This window comes from Achromobacter sp. SX5 (assembly GCF_056711425.1).
In genome coordinates this window covers 3,177,946-3,194,602 of the sequence record NZ_CM160041.1, presented here as the reverse complement: position 1 = coordinate 3,194,602, position 16,657 = coordinate 3,177,946, and the positions used below count along the sequence as shown (strand labels likewise).

General features: G+C 67.7%; 13 protein-coding genes. 12 read left to right on the top strand and 1 reads right to left on the bottom strand.

Annotated features, from left to right (window positions below; genetic code table 11):
• Positions 1-106 precede the first annotated feature (106 nt).
• From AC1M14_RS15050 to AC1M14_RS14995, 12 genes are all read left to right on the top strand, one after another.
• Positions 107-871: a flagellar basal body rod protein FlgF gene (locus AC1M14_RS15050; protein WP_102770903.1), complete on the top strand. Its 765-nt coding sequence runs from the start codon at positions 107-109 to the stop codon at positions 869-871.
• 70 nt (positions 872-941) lie between these two features.
• The gene (flgG, locus tag AC1M14_RS15045; RefSeq protein ID WP_102770904.1) at positions 942-1,727 is read left to right on the top strand and encodes a flagellar basal-body rod protein FlgG; all 786 of its coding nucleotides are present in this window, start codon (positions 942-944) and stop codon (positions 1,725-1,727) included.
• Positions 1,727-2,416, top strand: coding sequence for a flagellar basal body L-ring protein FlgH (locus AC1M14_RS15040; RefSeq protein WP_102770905.1), 690 nt, complete (start codon positions 1,727-1,729; stop codon positions 2,414-2,416). The genes flgG and AC1M14_RS15040 overlap by 1 nt, the downstream gene beginning before the upstream one ends.
• A 32-nt stretch (positions 2,417-2,448) precedes the next feature.
• Positions 2,449-3,573: a flagellar basal body P-ring protein FlgI gene (locus AC1M14_RS15035; RefSeq protein ID WP_102770906.1), complete on the top strand. Its 1,125-nt coding sequence runs from the start codon at positions 2,449-2,451 to the stop codon at positions 3,571-3,573.
• Between the two features lie 5 nt (positions 3,574-3,578).
• Positions 3,579-4,556, top strand: coding sequence for a flagellar assembly peptidoglycan hydrolase FlgJ (gene flgJ, locus AC1M14_RS15030; RefSeq protein ID WP_102770907.1), 978 nt, complete (start codon positions 3,579-3,581; stop codon positions 4,554-4,556).
• A gap of 73 nt (positions 4,557-4,629) precedes the next feature.
• Complete coding sequence (flgK, locus tag AC1M14_RS15025; RefSeq protein ID WP_102770908.1) at positions 4,630-6,297, top strand: flagellar hook-associated protein FlgK; 1,668 nt, start codon at positions 4,630-4,632, stop codon at positions 6,295-6,297.
• Between the two features lie 42 nt (positions 6,298-6,339).
• Positions 6,340-7,584, top strand: a complete 1,245-nt coding sequence (gene flgL / locus AC1M14_RS15020) for a flagellar hook-associated protein FlgL (protein WP_479729911.1) — start codon at positions 6,340-6,342, stop codon at positions 7,582-7,584.
• 138 nt (positions 7,585-7,722) lie between these two features.
• Positions 7,723-9,600: a methyl-accepting chemotaxis protein gene (locus AC1M14_RS15015; protein WP_479729910.1), complete on the top strand. Its 1,878-nt coding sequence runs from the start codon at positions 7,723-7,725 to the stop codon at positions 9,598-9,600.
• A gap of 87 nt (positions 9,601-9,687) precedes the next feature.
• Entirely contained in the window at positions 9,688-11,568 is a 1,881-nt protein-coding gene (locus tag AC1M14_RS15010) for a methyl-accepting chemotaxis protein (protein ID WP_479729909.1), read from the top strand.
• A gap of 9 nt (positions 11,569-11,577) precedes the next feature.
• The gene (locus AC1M14_RS15005; protein WP_479729908.1) at positions 11,578-12,045 is read left to right on the top strand and encodes a hypothetical protein; all 468 of its coding nucleotides are present in this window, start codon (positions 11,578-11,580) and stop codon (positions 12,043-12,045) included.
• 136 nt (positions 12,046-12,181) lie between these two features.
• A complete protein-coding gene (locus tag AC1M14_RS15000) occupies positions 12,182-13,909 on the top strand; it encodes a methyl-accepting chemotaxis protein (protein ID WP_479729907.1) in 1,728 nt (575 codons plus the stop codon).
• A 274-nt stretch (positions 13,910-14,183) separates the two neighbouring features.
• Positions 14,184-15,779, top strand: a complete 1,596-nt coding sequence (locus AC1M14_RS14995) for a methyl-accepting chemotaxis protein (RefSeq protein WP_479729906.1) — start codon at positions 14,184-14,186, stop codon at positions 15,777-15,779.
• A 61-nt stretch (positions 15,780-15,840) separates the two neighbouring features.
• On the opposite strand, the gene fliR is transcribed toward AC1M14_RS14995, so the two are convergent.
• Positions 15,841-16,629 (bottom strand): flagellar biosynthetic protein FliR, encoded by a 789-nt coding sequence (gene fliR / locus AC1M14_RS14990; protein WP_479729905.1) that lies wholly within the window; start codon positions 16,627-16,629, stop codon positions 15,841-15,843.
• Between the last annotated feature and the right edge of the window lie 28 nt (positions 16,630-16,657).

Sequence of the window (16,657 nt, the reverse complement as noted above, 5' to 3'; positions counted from 1 at the left end):
GCTTCCCCCTCTAGGGGGCGCGCCTGCGGACCGGCGGAGCCGGATCCGCGGCGCCCCGCTCGGGGAGAGACCGAGTCTTGCGGGTTCATGCCAGACGGAACAGGAAATGGATCGGATTATCTACACCGCGATGAATGGCGCGGCGCGCATCACGGAGCATCAGGCCGTGCTGTCGAACAATATGGCCAACGTGAACACCCCGGGTTTTCGCGAGCAGATCGCGCTGTACCGGTCGGTGCCGGTCGCCGACGGGGTCAGCCTGCCCACGCGCGTGTCGACGGTGGCTTCGACGCCGGGCAACAGTTTCCAGATGGGAACCATGCAGACCACCGGCCGCGACCTGGACGTGGCGCTGGCCGACGAGCGCGGCTGGCTGGCGGTGCAGACGCCGCAGGGCGAGGCCTATACCCGGGCCGGCAGCCTGCAGGTCGGCGTCAACGGACTGTTGCAGACCTCGCTGGGCCAGCCGGTGCTGTCGGACCAGGGCGGGCCCATCGACGTGCCCGACCAGGCCGCGCTGACGATCACCTCGGACGGCACGATCACCGCGATCGGCGCGGGCGACGCGCCCAACAATATCCTCAACCTGGGCCGGCTCAAGCTGGTGAACCCGCCGCGCGAGCAGCTGGTGCATGGCGACGACGGCGTGTTCCGCCGGGCGCCGGTCGACGGCCAGCCCGCGCCGCCGCTGCCGGCCGATCCCAGCCTGCGGCTGCTGGCCGGGGTGCTCGAGGGCAGCAACACCAATCCGATGGCGGCGATGGTCGGCATGATCGCCAACGCCCGCCGTTTCGAGCAGCAGATGCAGGTGATCCAGCAGTCGGACCGCAACGCCGAGCGCGCCAACGGCATTCTGTCGATAAGCGCCTGACCCGGCGCCCGATTCAAAACCAATACCCAATACGCGCGCGGCCGGGCCGCGCCACCAGGAGTACTACATCATGATGCGTTCGCTGTGGATCGCCAAGACGGGCCTGGAAGGTCAGCAGACCTCCATGGACGTGATTTCCAACAACCTGGCCAACGTCTCGACCAACGGCTTCAAGCGCGGCCGCGCGGTGTTCCAGGACCTCATGTACCAGACGCTGCGCCAGCCCGGCGCCCAGGTCGGCGACGCCACCCAGCTGCCCTCCGGGCTGCAGCTGGGCACCGGCGCGCGCGTGGCCGCGACCGAGCGCATCCACACCACGGGCAACCTGAACAACACCGGCAGCGAAATGGACGTGGCCATCAACGGCCGCGGCTTCCTGCAGGTGGAGCTGCCCGACGGCACCCAGGCCTACACCCGCGACGGCGCGCTGCAGCGCGACCAGAACGGCCAGCTGACCACCGTCAGCGGCTACGTGATCCAGCCGCCCATCAACGTGCCCGACAACGCCCTGTCCATCACCATCGGCAACGATGGCATGGTCTCGGTGACCCAGCCGGGCGCGGCCGGCGTCAACGTGCAGATCGGGCAGCTGCAGATCGCCACGTTCATCAATCCCACCGGCCTGCAGAGCATCGGCGAGAACCTGTACCTGGAAACCGATTCCTCGGGTCCGGCCAACCTGCTGCAGCCGGGCGTGGACGGCGCCGGCTCCATCATGCAGAACTACGTCGAAACCTCCAACGTCAACGTCGCCGAAGAGCTGGTCAACATGATCACCACGCAGCGCGCCTACGAAATGAACAGCAAGGCCGTCAAGACGTCGGATGAAATGCTGGCCCGCCTGACCCAACTGTGATGTCCATCTCCGTCCTGCGCCTGGCGAGCGTCGCGGCCCTGGCCACGCTGGTGGCCGGCTGCGCCATGATTCCGCCCGAACCCATCGTGACCGGGCCGACCACGGCCGTGCCGCCGGCGCCGCCCATGCCCGCGGCGCAACCCACGGGCTCGATCTACCAGCCCACCGCCTACGGCAACTATCCGCTGTTCGAGGACCGCCGTCCGCGCAACGTCGGAGACATCGTCACCATCGTGCTCAACGAGAAGACGAACGCCTCCAAGAACGTCGCCACCAACACCAACCGCAGCGGCAGCGCCACGCTGGGCATCGCCGCCGCGCCGTCGTTCATGGACAGCTGGGCCAACGCCAACCTGAATACCGACGCCAAGGGCGGCAACGTGTTGCAGGGCAAGGGCGACAGCACGGCCAACAACGCCTTCACCGGCACCATCACCACCACGGTGGTGGGCGTGATGTCCAACGGCAACCTGCAGGTGGCCGGCGAGAAGCAGATCGCCATCAACCGCGGCAGCGAGTACGTGCGCTTCTCGGGCGTGGTGGACCCGCGCTCGATCACCGGCACCAACACCGTGTCGTCCACCCAGGTGGCCGACGCCCGCATCGAATACCGCAGCAAGGGCGTCATGGACGAAGTCCAGACCATGGGCTGGCTGCAACGCTTTTTCCTGATGGCATCGCCGTTCTAATGTTTTATGCGCGGGCGCTTTGGACAACTGAAATGAAGCATTCCATCTTCTTCCGCCTGCTGGCGCACGTCTGCGTCGCCGCCGGCCTGTTGGCCGGGACCGGCGCGGCGCAGGCCGAGCGGCTCAAGGACCTGGCCTCGATCCAGGGCGTGCGCGGCAACCAGCTGATCGGCTACGGCCTGGTCGTGGGCCTGGACGGCAGCGGCGACCAGGTTCGCCAGACGCCGTTCACGCAGCAGAGCCTGACCAATATGCTGTCCCAGCTCGGCATCACCGTGCCGGCCGGCAGCAATATGCAGCTCAAGAACGTGGCGGCCGTGATGGTCACGGCGACCTTGCCGGCGTTCGCGCGGCCCGGCCAGACGCTGGACGTGGTGGTGTCCTCGATGGGCAACGCCAAGAGCCTGCGCGGCGGCACGCTGCTGATGACGCCGCTCAAGGGCGCCGACAGCCAGGTCTACGCCATCGCCCAGGGCAACATCCTGGTGGGCGGCGCGGGCGCGTCGGCCGGCGGCTCCAGCGTGCAGATCAACCAGTTGAACGGCGGGCGCATCAGCGCCGGCGCCATCGTCGAGCGCGGCGTGCCCACCACGTTCGCGCGCGACGGCTACATCCACGTCGAACTGAACAACACCGATTTCGGCACGGCCCAGAACGTGGCGGCGGCGCTGAACAAGAAGTTCGGCCAGGGCACGGCGACGGCCCTGGACGGGCGCGTCGTGCAGGTGCGCACCCCGATGGAGCAGGCCTCGCAGGCGCGCTTCCTGTCGCTGGTCGAAGACCTGCAGGTTACGCGCGCGCCCACGGTGGCCAAGGTCATCATCAACGCCCGCACCGGCTCGGTGGTCATGAACCGCACGGTCATGATCGAAGAGGCCGCGGTGGCGCACGGCAACCTGTCGGTCATCATCAACCGCCAGAACCAGGTGTCGCAGCCCGACACCCCGTTCACCGAAGGGCAGACGGTGGTGGTGCCCAACACCCAGATCGAAGTGCGCCAGGAAAACGGCTCGCTGCAGCGCGTGCGCACCAGCGCCAACCTGGCCGACGTGGTCAAGGGCCTGAACGCCCTGGGCGCCACGCCGCAGGACCTGCTGTCCATCCTGCAGGCCATGAAGTCGGCCGGCGCGCTGCGCGCCGAACTGGAAATCATCTGACGGCCATGGCATACACGCATGACGCGGCGCGCGGCGCCCAACGCCAGGATTCGGTCTTCGACCTGGGCCGGCTGTCGGACCTGAAGCGCGAGGTCAAGACCGATCCGGCCGGCACCGACCAGCAGAAGCAGGTGGCCAGGCAGTTCGAGGCCCTGTTCCTGCAGATGATGCTCAAGCGCATGCGCGAGGCCACGCCCAAGGAGGGCCTGTTCGATTCGCAGCAGACGCAGATGCTGCAGTCCATGGCCGACGAGCAGCTGGCGCTGCACCTGGCTTCGCCGGGGATCGGCCTGTCGGCGGCCATCCTGGCGCAGATGCAGGAAGGCAAGCCGGGCGAGCTGCCGGCACAGTCGGTCGAACGGCTGGGGCAGGGCGGCGGACTGGATTTCCGCAGCGGCAACTCGCGCGAGGTGTCGGCGCTGCTCAACGTGATGCGCAACAACCGCCCGAGCGACCGGGCGCTGGCGGCCGCCGAGGGCGCGCCCGATCACGTGGTGGATTTCGTCTCCAGGATGTCGCGCGCGGCCAACCTGGCCGCGCAGCAAAGCGGGGTGCCGGCGCGCCTCATCATGGGCCAGGCGGCGCTGGAATCCGGCTGGGGCAAGCGCGAAATCAAGTTCGACGACGGCAGCACCAGCTACAACCTGTTCGGCATCAAGGCCGGCGCCAGCTGGAAGGGCAAGGTGGTGCACGTGCTCACCACGGAGTACGAGAACGGCGTGGCCAAAAAGGTGACGCAACCCTTCCGCGCCTACGCCTCCTACGAGGAGTCGTTCGCCGACTACGCCCGCCTGATCGGCAACAGCCCGCGCTACGAGGCCGTGACGCAGGCGCGCAACGAGATCGAGGCCGCCCGCAAAATCCAGGACGCCGGCTACGCCACCGATCCGCAGTACGCCCAGAAGCTGATCGGCGTGATGGGCCAGCTGCGGGGCGCGGCGTCCAGGGTGGAAATTTCCCGCCAGATGTTGGAAGGACTCTAAATTCGGACCATCTGCTGCCGTTAATGGAGTATCCAGACATATCGGTTGCGGTTAAACACGGGGCATTGTCAGTATGAATTTGTATAACTCGGCGTTGGGCGGGCTGAACGCAGCCCAGGCAGGTTTGGCCACCACCAGCCACAACATCAACAATGCCACCACGGCCGGCTACAACCGCCAGCGCGTCATGACCTCCACGGCCGGCGCCCAGGCCACCAGCAACGGCTTCATCGGCCGCGGCGTGCAGGTCGACACCGTCGTGCGCAGCTACGACAGCTTCCTGTACCGCCAGCTCGTCGGCGCGCAGGGCAGCGGCGCCCAGCTGCAGGCCCAGTTCGACCAGGTTTCGCAGATCAACAACCTGTTCGCCGACCGCACCGTCGGCATCGCGCCGGGGCTGAACAATTTCTTCACCAGCATGAACATGGTCGCCAGCAAGCCGGGCGATCCGGCCGCGCGCGCCGACCTGCTGGGCAAGGCCAACAGCCTGGCCACGCAGATCCGTTCGGCCTACACCGAGATGCAGAACCAGCGCGTCGGGCTGAACACGCAGATCACCACCACGGTGGAGCAGGTCAACAGCTACCTGGCCCGCATCGACGACCTGAACACCCAGATTTCGCTGGCTTCGGGCAAGGCCGGCGGCAGCCCCCCGAACGACCTGCTGGACCAGCGCGACCTGGCCGTGATGGAGCTGAACCAGCTGGTCGGCATCACCACGTACCAGCAGGGCGACAAGATCAATATTTCGCTGGCCAACGGCGGCCAGGCGCTGCTGTCGGGCAACACCATCTATCCCCTGCAGGCCGTGGCCTCGTCCAAGGACGCCGGCCGCACGGTGCTGGCCTATACCCTGCCGGCCGGCGCGGGCAAGACGGTCGCCGTCGAACTCGACGACAGCGAAGTCACCGGCGGCAAGCTGGGCGGCCTGCTGCAGTTCCGCAGCCAGTCGCTGGACGTGATGCAGAACCAGCTGGGCCAGATGGCGGTCGGGCTGGCGCTGTCGTTCAACGCGCAGCACCGCCAGGGCCTGGACCAGAACGGCAACCCCGGCGGCGACTTCTTCGGCATCAGCGATCCGCAGGGCGTGCCCAACGCCCAGAACAAGAGCAACGCCCAGATCTCGGGAAAATTCACGAACCTGGACAACATCAACGCCAAGGACTACGAGATCTCGTTCGACGGCGCGAATTACCGGGTGCTGCGCCAGCCGGAAGGCACGCAGGTCTATAACGGCCCGGCCAGCGGCACGCCGCCCACGCTCAACCTGGAAAAGGAAATGGGCGTGACGCTGACCATCAGCGAGCCGCCGCGCGCCGGCGACAAATGGACGCTGTCACCCACCCGCGACGCGGCCCGCGACATCGAAGTGCTGATCCGCGATCCGGAAAAGATCGCCGCGGCCGACGCCGAGGGCGGCGACGCCAACGGCAAGAACGCGCTCAAGCTCGCCCAGCTGGAAAACGCCAAGGTGCTGGGCCACGGCACCATGAGCACCACCGACATGTTCGCCCAGGTGGTCAACACCGTGGGCGTGCAGACCGCGCAGATCAAGGCCGCCGCCACGGCGCAGGGCAACCTGATCAAGCAGGCCACGGCCGCCCAGCAGGCGGTGTCGGGCGTGAACCTGAACGAGGAATACGTCAGCCTGTCGCTGTACCAGGAACAGTACCAGGCCAGCGCCCGCATCATCGACGTGGCCAGCACCATATTCGACACCTTGCTGGGCCTGCGCGGTTGAGCGCTTGGTTGTGATGAATAAACAGATTTTCGGAGTTGCGCCATGCGCCTGAGCACCTCGATGATGTACACCAACGGCCTGAACGGAATTCTGGGCCAGGAATCCGACATGAACCGGCTGGTCGAGCAGATCGGCAGCGGCCGCAAGAACCTGACCCCGGCCGACGACCCGCTGGCGGCCTCGCTGGCCATCGGCGTGGCGCAGACGCAAAGCATGAACGCGGCCTACGCCATGAACCGCCAGACCGCCAACACCAATCTGGGCCAGGAAAGCAACACCCTGGACGCGGTCACCAACGCGCTGCAAGAGGCCCGCACCCGCATCATCCAGGCCGGCGGCGTGCTGTCCGACAGCGACCGGCAGGCGCTTTCGACCGCGCTCAAGAGCACGCGCGAGGCGCTGCTGGGGCTGGCCAACGCCACCGACGGCAACGGCCAGTACCTGTTCTCGGGCAACGACGGCACCAAGGCGCCCTACGCCAAGGACACCTCGGGCAAGATTTCCTATAGCGGCTCGGTCGGCGAGCGCACCGTGCAGGTCGACCAGAGCCGCCAGATTTCCACCAGCGACCTGGGCAAGGACATCTTCGGCCGCGCCAACCCCGGCTCGCAGGCCTATGTGGCCTCGGCCGGCCAGGACAACGCCGGCACGGCGGAGTTCGGCTCGGTCTCGGTGACCCCGGGCAGCGCGAACCTGGCCCGGAAGTATTCGGTCGAGTTCGTGACCGATAACGCTACCGGCGAACTGGGCTACCGCGTCACCTCGACGGCGGCCGACGGCACCGAGCAGGTGGTGCCCGACTCCTCGCAGCCGCCGACTCCTTATGTGGACGGCGCGACCATCGATTTCGGCGGCGTGTCCACCTCGATCAAGGGCACGCCGGCCGTCGGCGACGTGATCGAGGTCGAGAACGTCCAGTCGGCCGACATGGACGTGTTCGCCACCCTGGACAACCTGATCGCGGCGCTGGACGCGCCCAGCGCCGGCGACCCGGTGGCGACGGCCAGGCTGAACAACGCGCTGGCCACGGCCAACAAGAAACTGGCTTCCAACTACGACAACGTGCTGACGGTGAACGCTTCCGTGGGCGCGCGCATGAACGAGCTGGAAGCCCTGGATGCGAGCGGCACGCAGAAAGGACTGTCGTACGCCAAATCGCTGTCGGACCTGGAAGACTTGGATTATTACCAGGGCGCCAGCCAGCTCGCGTTGCGCCAGGTGGCGCTGCAGGCGGCCTCGGCGGCCTTCATGACCATCCAGGGTTCGAGCCTGTTCAGCCGCAATTGACGCCGCGGCGTAGCGCAACGCGCGCCTCTGGGCGCGCCATAGCGTGCACGCGGACGCCGCCGGCCCGGGCCGGGGCGTCCGCGTTCATGTGCAGGGTAGGAAACTGTCGGTTCATGTAGCTCAACACTCGGAAGTCCCATGCTTGTCAATCTGAAAGTCCGCACCTGCATCATCCTAGTGCTGCTGCTGTTCACGGCGGCCATGTTCATCTCCAACGGCGTGGCGTGGCTGGGGCTGGATTCGAGCAACCAGAAGATGGTGCAGGTCAATAGCGCCTATTCCACGCAGGCCTTGCAGCTCGACCGCGCCTACACCTTGCTGCTGCGCGGCCGGCTGCTGCTGGCGAACTCCCTGCTGGACATGCAGCAGGGCAAGACCGAGCAGGCGGGCTCCCAGGCGCAGCGCGCGCAGGTCCAGATGCAGGAGGGCACCAAGGCGCTGGAGGCTTACCGCAAGGCGCCGGCCATGCCGGGCGCCGAGGCGCTCAACGCCAAGCTGGACGCCGCCTTCCGGCAGTTCGACGACATCTCCAAGCGTCAGGCCGCGGCCCTGGCGGCGATGGAGGTACAGACATTCCTGGACCTCAACGACGCCGGCGGCGCCGCCAACACGGCGCTGCGCGAAGCGGTGGGCGCGGTCCAGGACTTCGTGGACAAGTCCACCGACAAGCTGGTGGAAGAGGCCGAGGCCGAACACGCGGCCGCGCGCGTCGTCACCATCGTCCTGCTGGCGATCGCGCTGGCGCTGTCCCTGGGCTGTTGGGTTTTCATCAACCGCACGGTGCTGCGTCCGCTGCGCGAGGCCGGCAATCATTTCGAGAAGATCGCCGGCGGCGACTTCACCGGCCGCGTCGAAGTCCGCAGCAGCAACGAAATCGGCCAGCTGTTCGCCGCGATCAAGCGCATGCAGGAAAGCCTGACGCGCACGGTGGCCTCGGTGCGCCGTGGCGTGGACGAGATCAACGTGGGCTCGCGCGAGATCTCGGCGGGCAACACCGACCTGTCCAGCCGCACGGAAGAGCAGGCCGCCTCGCTGGAAGAAACCGCGGCGTCCATGGAAGAGCTGGCTTCGACGGTCAAGCAGAACGCCGACAACGCGCGCCAGGCCAACCAGCTGGCGGCCAGCGCTTCCGAAGTGGCCGAGCGCGGCGGCGCGGCGGTGTCGGAAGTGGTCGGCACCATGGAGCAGATTTCGGCCAGCTCGCGCAAGATTTCCGAAATCGTGTCGGTGATCGACGGCATTGCGTTCCAGACCAACATCCTGGCGCTGAACGCCGCGGTCGAAGCCGCGCGCGCCGGCGAGCAGGGCAAGGGCTTTGCCGTGGTGGCGGGCGAGGTGCGCGCGCTGGCGCAGCGCAGCGCCCAGGCGGCCAAGGAAATCAAGGGCTTGATCGAGGATTCGGTCAGCAAGGTCGGCGCCGGTTCGCAGCAGGTGGAACGCGCCGGCGCGACCATGCAGGAGATCGTGGCCTCGGTCAAGCGCGTGACCGACATCATGGGCGAGATCTCGGCGGCGTCCGAGGAGCAGTCCAGCGGCATCGATCAGGTCAACCGCGCGGTGTCGCAGATGGACGAGGTGACGCAGCAGAACGCGGCGCTGGTCGAAGAAGCGGCGGCCGCGGCCGGTTCGCTGCAGGAACAGGCGCAACGCCTGGCCGAAGCCGTGGCGGTGTTCAAGATCAACGCCGGCGAAGTGATCGAAGTGCCGGCCCAGCAGTTGGCGCGCGAACGCAGCGCGCCGCGCATGCCGGCGCCGCGGCCGGCCGCCGGCGACCATGCCGAGGCGGCCGAGGCGCCCGCGCAGCAGGCCGAGGCGCCCGCGCCCAAGCTGGCTGCGCCGGCGCAGGCAGAACCCAAACCCGCCGCATCCAGGCCGGCCCGGCCGGCGGCGGCCAAACCGGCCATGTCGGCCGCCCGGGCGCCGCGGCGCGCGGCCAGCCGGACGGCGAACGCCACCGACGCCAAGCCCGCCGCCCGCCGGCCGCCGCCGTCGGACGACGATTGGGAGTCTTTCTGACGGCGTAATCCGTTGCTGCTTTGACCTGTTATTTCACTTTTCGCATCGGCGGCGTCGCCGCCGGGGCGCTTACCGGAATATATCGAAGTGTTTAGCAATCTGAAGGTGCGCACGGGCCTCATGCTGGCCCAACTGGTGGTCGCCCTGGCCGCGCTTGCCGCGATCGTGCTGGGTTGGAACAGCATGCGATCGAGCAGCGAGTCGATCAACGCCCTCAATACGCTGGGCGTCCAGCAGGCGGATCTGCTCAAGGACGCCTACGCGCTGATGCTGCGCGGCACGATACGCGCCGATATCGTGGTGGGATTGCGCAATGCCGGCGATACCGCCGGCGTGGCCGAGAACACGCGCACCCTGAAGCAGCAACTGGCCGAGGCCAGGACCAAGATGGAGGCCTTCAAGGCCATTCCCAAGGTTACCGAGCAGGGCAAGGCCGCCGAGTCCGAACTGCTGTCCTCGTTCCAGCGCTTCGCCGATGCGCTGCAGGCCATGGTGGTGGCCCTGGAGCGCGGCGACATGGAGGCCTATCTCAAAGAGAAGAACACCACCGGCGCGGCCGCCAGCCAGGCATTTTCCCAACGCCTGGCCGCGTTCATGGAGAACATCAACGCCTATAGCGTGGCGGCGGTGGAGGCGGCGCGGTCCCAGTCGGCGACCATGGCCATCGTCTACCCCGTGCTGGCGGTGCTGATCCTCGCGGTGTGGCTGGCCGCGTTCCTGTTCATCAACCGGGCGGTGCTGCGCCCCTTGCGCTCGGTCAGCGAGAGCTTCGACAAGATCGCCGCGGGCGACCTGACCGTGCGGGTGGAAGCCACCTCCACCAACGAAATCGGCACGCTGATGGCGGCGGTCAAGCGCATGCAGGAAAGCCTGACGCGCACGGTGGCGGCGGTGCGTCGCGGCGTGGACGAGATCAACGTGGGCTCGCGCGAAATCTCGGCGGGCAACACGGACCTGTCCAGCCGCACCGAGCAGCAGGCGGCTTCGCTGGAAGAAACCGCCGCCTCCATGGAGCAGCTGGCTTCGACGGTCAAGCAGAACGCCGACAACGCGCGCCAGGCCAACCAGCTGGCGGCCAGCGCGTCCGACGTGGCCGAGCGCGGCGGCTCCGCGGTGTCCGAGGTGGTGGGCACGATGGAGCAGATCTCGGCCAGCTCGCGCAAGATTTCGGAAATCGTGTCGGTGATCGACGGCATTGCGTTCCAGACCAACATCCTGGCGCTGAACGCCGCGGTGGAAGCGGCGCGCGCCGGCGAACAGGGCAAGGGCTTTGCCGTGGTGGCGGGCGAGGTGCGCGCGCTGGCGCAGCGCAGCGCCCAGGCGGCCAAGGAAATCAAGGGCTTGATCGAGGATTCGGTCAGCAAGGTGGGCGCCGGTTCGCAGCAGGTGGAACGCGCCGGCGCGACCATGCAGGAGATCGTGGCCTCGGTCAAGCGCGTGACCGACATCATGGGCGAGATCTCGGCGGCGTCCGAAGAGCAATCCAGCGGCATCGACCAGGTCAACCGCGCGGTGTCGCAGATGGACGAGGTGACGCAGCAGAACGCGGCGCTGGTCGAAGAAGCGGCGGCCGCGGCCGGTTCGCTGCAGGACCAGGCGCAGCGCCTGGCCGAAGCCGTGGCGGTGTTCAAGATCAACGCCGGCGAAGTGATCGAAGTGCCGGCCCAGCAACTGGCGCACGCACGGCCCGCGCCGCGCGTGGCCGCGCCGGCGCCCGAAGCGCCCGCGGCGCAAGCGGAGGCGCCCGTCCAGGCGGCGCCTGCCGCGCGCCTGACGCATGCGCCTCGCGTCCGCGCCGCCGCCAAGCCGGCCGCGCCCGCGCCGGCCGCGGCTGCCGCGGAAGGCGCCACGGCCACGCGCGGTCCGCGCCGGCCCGCGGCCAGCGCGGCGGCCGAAGGCAGGCCCGCGAGCAGGCCACCGGCCAGCCGGCGGACGCCGCCCGCGGACGACGACTGGGAATCTTTCTGACAGGCGGGTATGCGAGCCTATCTACACCTACTTGCGGCGGCTGTCCTGGCCGCCACGCTCGCCGGTTGCACGGCGACCGGACGCAATTTCGACCCGGACGGGCTGTCCAGCCTGAACCCGGGCCGTTCCACGCTTGCGGATGCCACGCACGCGCTGGGCGCCGCGCCCGACAAGATCTATCCGCAGCCCGACGGCAGCCTGCTGGCGCTCTGGTCGTACAAGGTCACGGTCGTCACCGACGGCCTGTACGGCCGCAAGGAAGCGCTGCTGCGCTTCGGCCCTGACGGCCGGCTGGCGAACCTCGTGGACAGCACCAATATCCTGCTCGAACCCTGGGAGCGCCGCAATCTGCTGGGGCCGGCGCCCGCGTCCGAGCCGCTGCCGGACTGGGCGCTGCCCAAGGTCGCGCCCGGAGAGTCCTACATCTACATACCCGGTCCGGGAGAATCGGCCGGATCGCGGCCGCAAGGCGGGTAACTCCGCCGGGCGGCACAGAGCGTCGCGGCGCAGACCGCGATGTCCGTCGCCCTGAATGCATGCCCTGTGTAACAGGGCATGTCAACAGGGTGCTTTTTGTTTGATCATGCAGTTCCTGGAGGCATGGGGAAATAATATGGAAGCGAGTCTCGAATCCGGTATCAAGTCCGGCAAGGCAGGCAAAAGAAAGGCGCGCGCGCCCAAGGTGAAGAAGAAGCTGCGCCTGCGCGATGCGCGCGTGGGCACGATGCTGCTGTGGGTCATGGCGTTCTTCGCCGTGCTGATCGCGGCGGTGGGCGGTCTGGCCGCGTATTTCCTGCAGCACAACTACGAATCGATCCGCGAGATCAACGGCCTGACCGAAAGGGCGCGCCAGGTCGAGGTGATCAATAGCGACATGCTGCGCGCTCGCGTGGGGCTGATGGTGGCCGCGCGCCACCTGCAGGAGTCCGGCTGGGGCAGCGGCGAGAATTCGGCGCGCGACGCCGCGGCCTCGCTCAAGGACGCCACCGACCTGCTGACCGGCGTGCGCAGCAGCTTCGCCGAGTTCCAGAAGAACATGCTGCAGGACGACACCGGCCGCCAGCTGTCCATGAATCTGGTGCGGCGCTATCGCTCGTACATCGACGACGGCGTGGACACCATGGTCGAGGCCCTGCGCAGCGAAGACTATTCGACGTTCTACATGGTGAACAACGAATACGGCACGCCGCGCAGCGCCGCCTTCATCGCGGCGCTCAGCGAATTCGGCAAGTACATCAATGACCAGCAGAACGCCCTGATCGAACAGGCCGAGACCAACTTCAACCGCGCCATGATGGCGGTGGGCGTGGCGGTCGCGCTGGCGCTGGTGCTGATGGTGCTGGCCCGCGTGCTGTTCGGCCGCCTGGTGGTCCGCCCGCTGGTGGAAGCCGGCCAGCATTTCGACAAGATCGCTTCGGGCGACCTGACCAGTCGCGTCGAGGTGCGCTCGCACAATGAAATCGGCCAGCTGTTCGCGGCGCTCAAGCGCATGCAGGAAAGCCTGACGCGCACCGTGGCCTCGGTGCGCCGCGGCGTGGACGAGATCACCGTGGGTTCGCGCGAGATCTCGGCGGGCAACACCGACCTGTCCAGCCGTACGGAAGAGCAGGCCGCCTCGCTGGAGGAAACCGCGGCGTCCATGGAAGAGCTGGCCTCGACGGTCAAGCAGAACGCCGACAACGCGCGCCAGGCCAACCAGCTGGCGGCCAGCGCGTCCGACGTGGCCGAGCGCGGCGGCTCCGCGGTGTCCGAAGTGGTGGGCACGATGCAGGGCATTTCCGCCAGCTCGCGCAAGATCTCGGAAATCGTGTCGGTGATCGACGGCATCGCGTTCCAGACCAACATCCTGGCGCTGAACGCGGCGGTGGAAGCCGCGCGCGCCGGCGAACAGGGCAAGGGTTTCGCGGTGGTGGCAGGCGAAGTCCGTTCGCTGGCCCAGCGCAGCGCGCAGGCCGCCAAGGAGATCAAGGGCCTGATCGAGGATTCGGTCGCCAAGGTGGGCGCCGGTTCGCAGCAGGTGGAACGCGCCGGCGCGACCATGCAGGAGATCGTGGCCTCGGTCAAGCGCGTGACCGACATCATGGGCGAGATCTCGGCGGCGTCCGAAGAGCAATCCAGCGGCATCGACCAGGTCAACCGCGCCGTGTCGCAGATGGACGAGGTGACGCAGCAGAACGCGGCGCTGGTCGAAGAAGCGGCGGCCGCGGCCGGTTCGCTGCAGGAACAGGCGCAGCGTCTGGCCGAAGCCGTGGCGGTGTTCAAGATCAACGCCGGCGAAGTGATCGAGGTGCCGGCGCACCAGTTGAGCGGCTATGCCGCGCCCACGCTGACCCAGGCCTGACGCCCGGGGCTTGAACAAAGAACCGCGGCCGCGCACAAGCGTGGCCGCGGTTTTCGTTTTTTCCGCCAACGGGTTATTGATGGTTAAGTTTTCGAAAATATGACCGTTAACGAAAAAAATAGCGCCCGAATCGGGCAATGCAGTGTTCGACGGCCGTCACGCGCCAGCGTGCGCCTGGCCTTACGAACCGGGCGGAAACGTATACGCGGGGCGTCAGGTCCAGTTTGTCCGCCGTTGTTCATTTGCTGTTCTTTGACGAAACCGGAGGCAAGCTGTGCGTGTCAATCTACCCGTCCATAACGTGGAAACCAAGCTGCGCGCCGATCAGTACCTGATCTCGCGCACCGACACCAAAGGCCGGATCGTGTATGCGAATCCGGCCTTTATCGAGGTGAGCGGCTTTTCGCGCGAGGAACTGATCGGCAAGGCCCACAACATCGTGCGCCACCCGGACATGCCGCCGCAAGCCTACGAGGACCTGTGGGCTACGCTGCAGGCCGGCGGCTCGTGGCTGGGTCTGGTCAAGAACCGGCGCAAGGACGGCGGTTTCTATTGGGTGCTGGCCAACGCCACGCCCATCGTCGAGCACGGCGAGGTGGTGGCTTATTCGTCGGTGCGGGTGCAGGCCTCGGAAGAGCAGATCCAGATGGCCGAGGAGCTGTATGCGCGCATGCGCGAGGGCACGGCCCGCGGCGTGCGCATCCGGCGCGGGCGTCCGGTGCGGGCCGGCTGGCGGCGCGGCCTGGACGTGCTGGCGTTTCCTTTCAGGCAATGCGTGCGCAGCCGCATGCTGCGCCATGCGCTGCTGTCGGCGGGCATCGTGACGGCGGCAGGGGCCTATGGGATGTATGCCGGCTGGGAACGCATGGATGCGCAGCAGGTGGGGCTGGCGTGCGCCGCCTTGGGCGCCGGCGTGCTGGCGCTGTTCGCAATGAGCTGGCGTCTGTCGCGGTTCGTGCTGGATCCGATGGTGGATGCGGCCAACATGGCGCGGCAGGTGGCGGCGGGGAACCTGACGACGCAGATCGTGCCGGAATCGGATGACGAGATCGGCAGCCTGATGTTTTCGCTCGACGTGATGCGCAAGAGCCTGATCGGGATTGCGCAGGATGTGTACCGGGGCATCGAGGGCACGACCCAGGCGGCCTCGCATATCGCGCGCGGCAATCAGGAGCTGGCCGGCCGCACGGAGGGCCAGGCGGCGTCCCTGCAGCAGACCGCGACGAGCATGGCGCAGCTGACCGCCACGGTGCGGCAGAACGCCGACAATGCGCGGCAGGCCAATGAGCTGGCCGCGAGCAGCATGGACGTGGCGCGGCGCGGTGGAGTCGCGGTGGGCCAGGTGGTGGAGACGATGCACGGGATTTCGGACAGTTCGCGCCGGATCGCCGATATCGTGAGCATCATCGAAGGAATTGCGTTCCAGACGAATATCCTGGCGCTGAACGCGGCGGTCGAGGCGGCGCGGGCCGGCGAGTCCGGCAAGGGGTTCGCGGTGGTGGCGGGCGAGGTGCGCACGCTGGCGCAGAAAAGCGCGCAGGCCGCCAAGGAGATCAAGGGGCTGATCGAGGATTCCGCGGACCGTGTGACCGAGGGGTCGCAGCAGGCCGAGCAGGCGGGCGCGACGATGCAGGAAATCGTGGCGGCCGTGCATCGGGTGACCGATATCATCGCCGGGATCGCGCGGGCGTCGCAGGAGCAGTCCAGCGGGATCGAGCAGGTGGATACGGCGGTGTCGCAGATGGACGTGATGACGGCGCAGAACACGGAGCTGGTGCAGGAGCTGGGGGGAGCCGTGCGCGAGCTGGGCGGGCAGTCGGCGGCGCTGCGGGATACGATCCGGGTTTTTCGCCTTACCGGGCACCAGTAGCTGTCGATGACGCCGTTCGCGGCCGGAGCGCTTGGCGTTCCGGCCGCGATGTTGTCTTTGCCTACTTGCCCGCCAGGGCGTCGGCGACGCGGCTCATGGCGGTCAGGCCGGATTCGAACAGGGATTCCAGGAACGGGCCGGCGTGCGGCAGGACCACGGTCAGGACGGTGACGCCCACGATCAGGGTGACCGGGAAGCCGATGGAGAAGACCGACAGCTGTTGGGCGGCGCGGTTGAGGATGCCCATGGCCAGGTTGATGGTGAGCAGGGCGCAGATGAGCGGCAGGGCCAGGAGCAGGCCGGAGATGAAGACGGTCTTGCCCCATTCGACGATCACGCCCCAGCCGTTCTGGTGCAGCTGGATCATGGCGATGGGCAGGGTGTCGAATGAGCGCACCAGCGCGGCCAGGACCAGGAGGTGGCCGTCCAGCGCCAGGAAGGTCAGCATGGCGATGATGTTGAACAGGCGCGAGAGCACGGCCGTGTTGGCGCCGGAGCCGGGGTCGAAGAACGAGGCGAAGGATAGGCCCATCTGCAGGCCGACGAATTCGCCGGCGGTCTGGACGGCGGCGAACACCAGGCGCATGGTGAAGCCCAGCGCGACGCCGATCAGGACCTGCTGCATCACCATCCAAAGGCCGGCGTAGGAGCCCGGCGAGACCGGGGGCATGGGGTCCAGGGCGGGGCCGACCGCGACGGCGAGGACGAAGGCCAGGCCCACCTTGACCTTGATGGGGATGAGCGATTCCGAGAACAGCGGGGCGGTGCCGATCAGGGCCAGGATGCGCACGAACGGCCAGAGGAACTGGCCGATCCAGCCGTTGAGCTGTTCGAGCGTGAAGGCGATCATGGCGGGGCGCTGTTGCGGCGGGTCTGCG

Excerpts from the sequence above, each read along its gene's own strand:
- AC1M14_RS15050 (WP_102770903.1), top strand. The coding sequence starts at position 107 with ATGGATCGGATTATCTACACCGCGATGAATGGCGCGGCGCGCATCACG.
- flgG (WP_102770904.1), top strand. The coding sequence starts at position 942 with ATGATGCGTTCGCTGTGGATCGCCAAGACGGGCCTGGAAGGTCAGCAG.
- AC1M14_RS15040 (WP_102770905.1), top strand. The coding sequence starts at position 1,727 with ATGTCCATCTCCGTCCTGCGCCTGGCGAGCGTCGCGGCCCTGGCCACG.
- AC1M14_RS15035 (WP_102770906.1), top strand. The coding sequence starts at position 2,449 with ATGAAGCATTCCATCTTCTTCCGCCTGCTGGCGCACGTCTGCGTCGCC.
- flgJ (WP_102770907.1), top strand. The coding sequence starts at position 3,579 with ATGGCATACACGCATGACGCGGCGCGCGGCGCCCAACGCCAGGATTCG.
- flgK (WP_102770908.1), top strand. The coding sequence starts at position 4,630 with ATGAATTTGTATAACTCGGCGTTGGGCGGGCTGAACGCAGCCCAGGCA.
- flgL (WP_479729911.1), top strand. The coding sequence starts at position 6,340 with ATGCGCCTGAGCACCTCGATGATGTACACCAACGGCCTGAACGGAATT.
- AC1M14_RS15015 (WP_479729910.1), top strand. The coding sequence starts at position 7,723 with ATGCTTGTCAATCTGAAAGTCCGCACCTGCATCATCCTAGTGCTGCTG.
- AC1M14_RS15005 (WP_479729908.1), top strand. The coding sequence starts at position 11,578 with ATGCGAGCCTATCTACACCTACTTGCGGCGGCTGTCCTGGCCGCCACG.
- AC1M14_RS15000 (WP_479729907.1), top strand. The coding sequence starts at position 12,182 with ATGGAAGCGAGTCTCGAATCCGGTATCAAGTCCGGCAAGGCAGGCAAA.
- fliR (WP_479729905.1), bottom strand. The coding sequence starts at position 16,629 with ATGATCGCCTTCACGCTCGAACAGCTCAACGGCTGGATCGGCCAGTTC.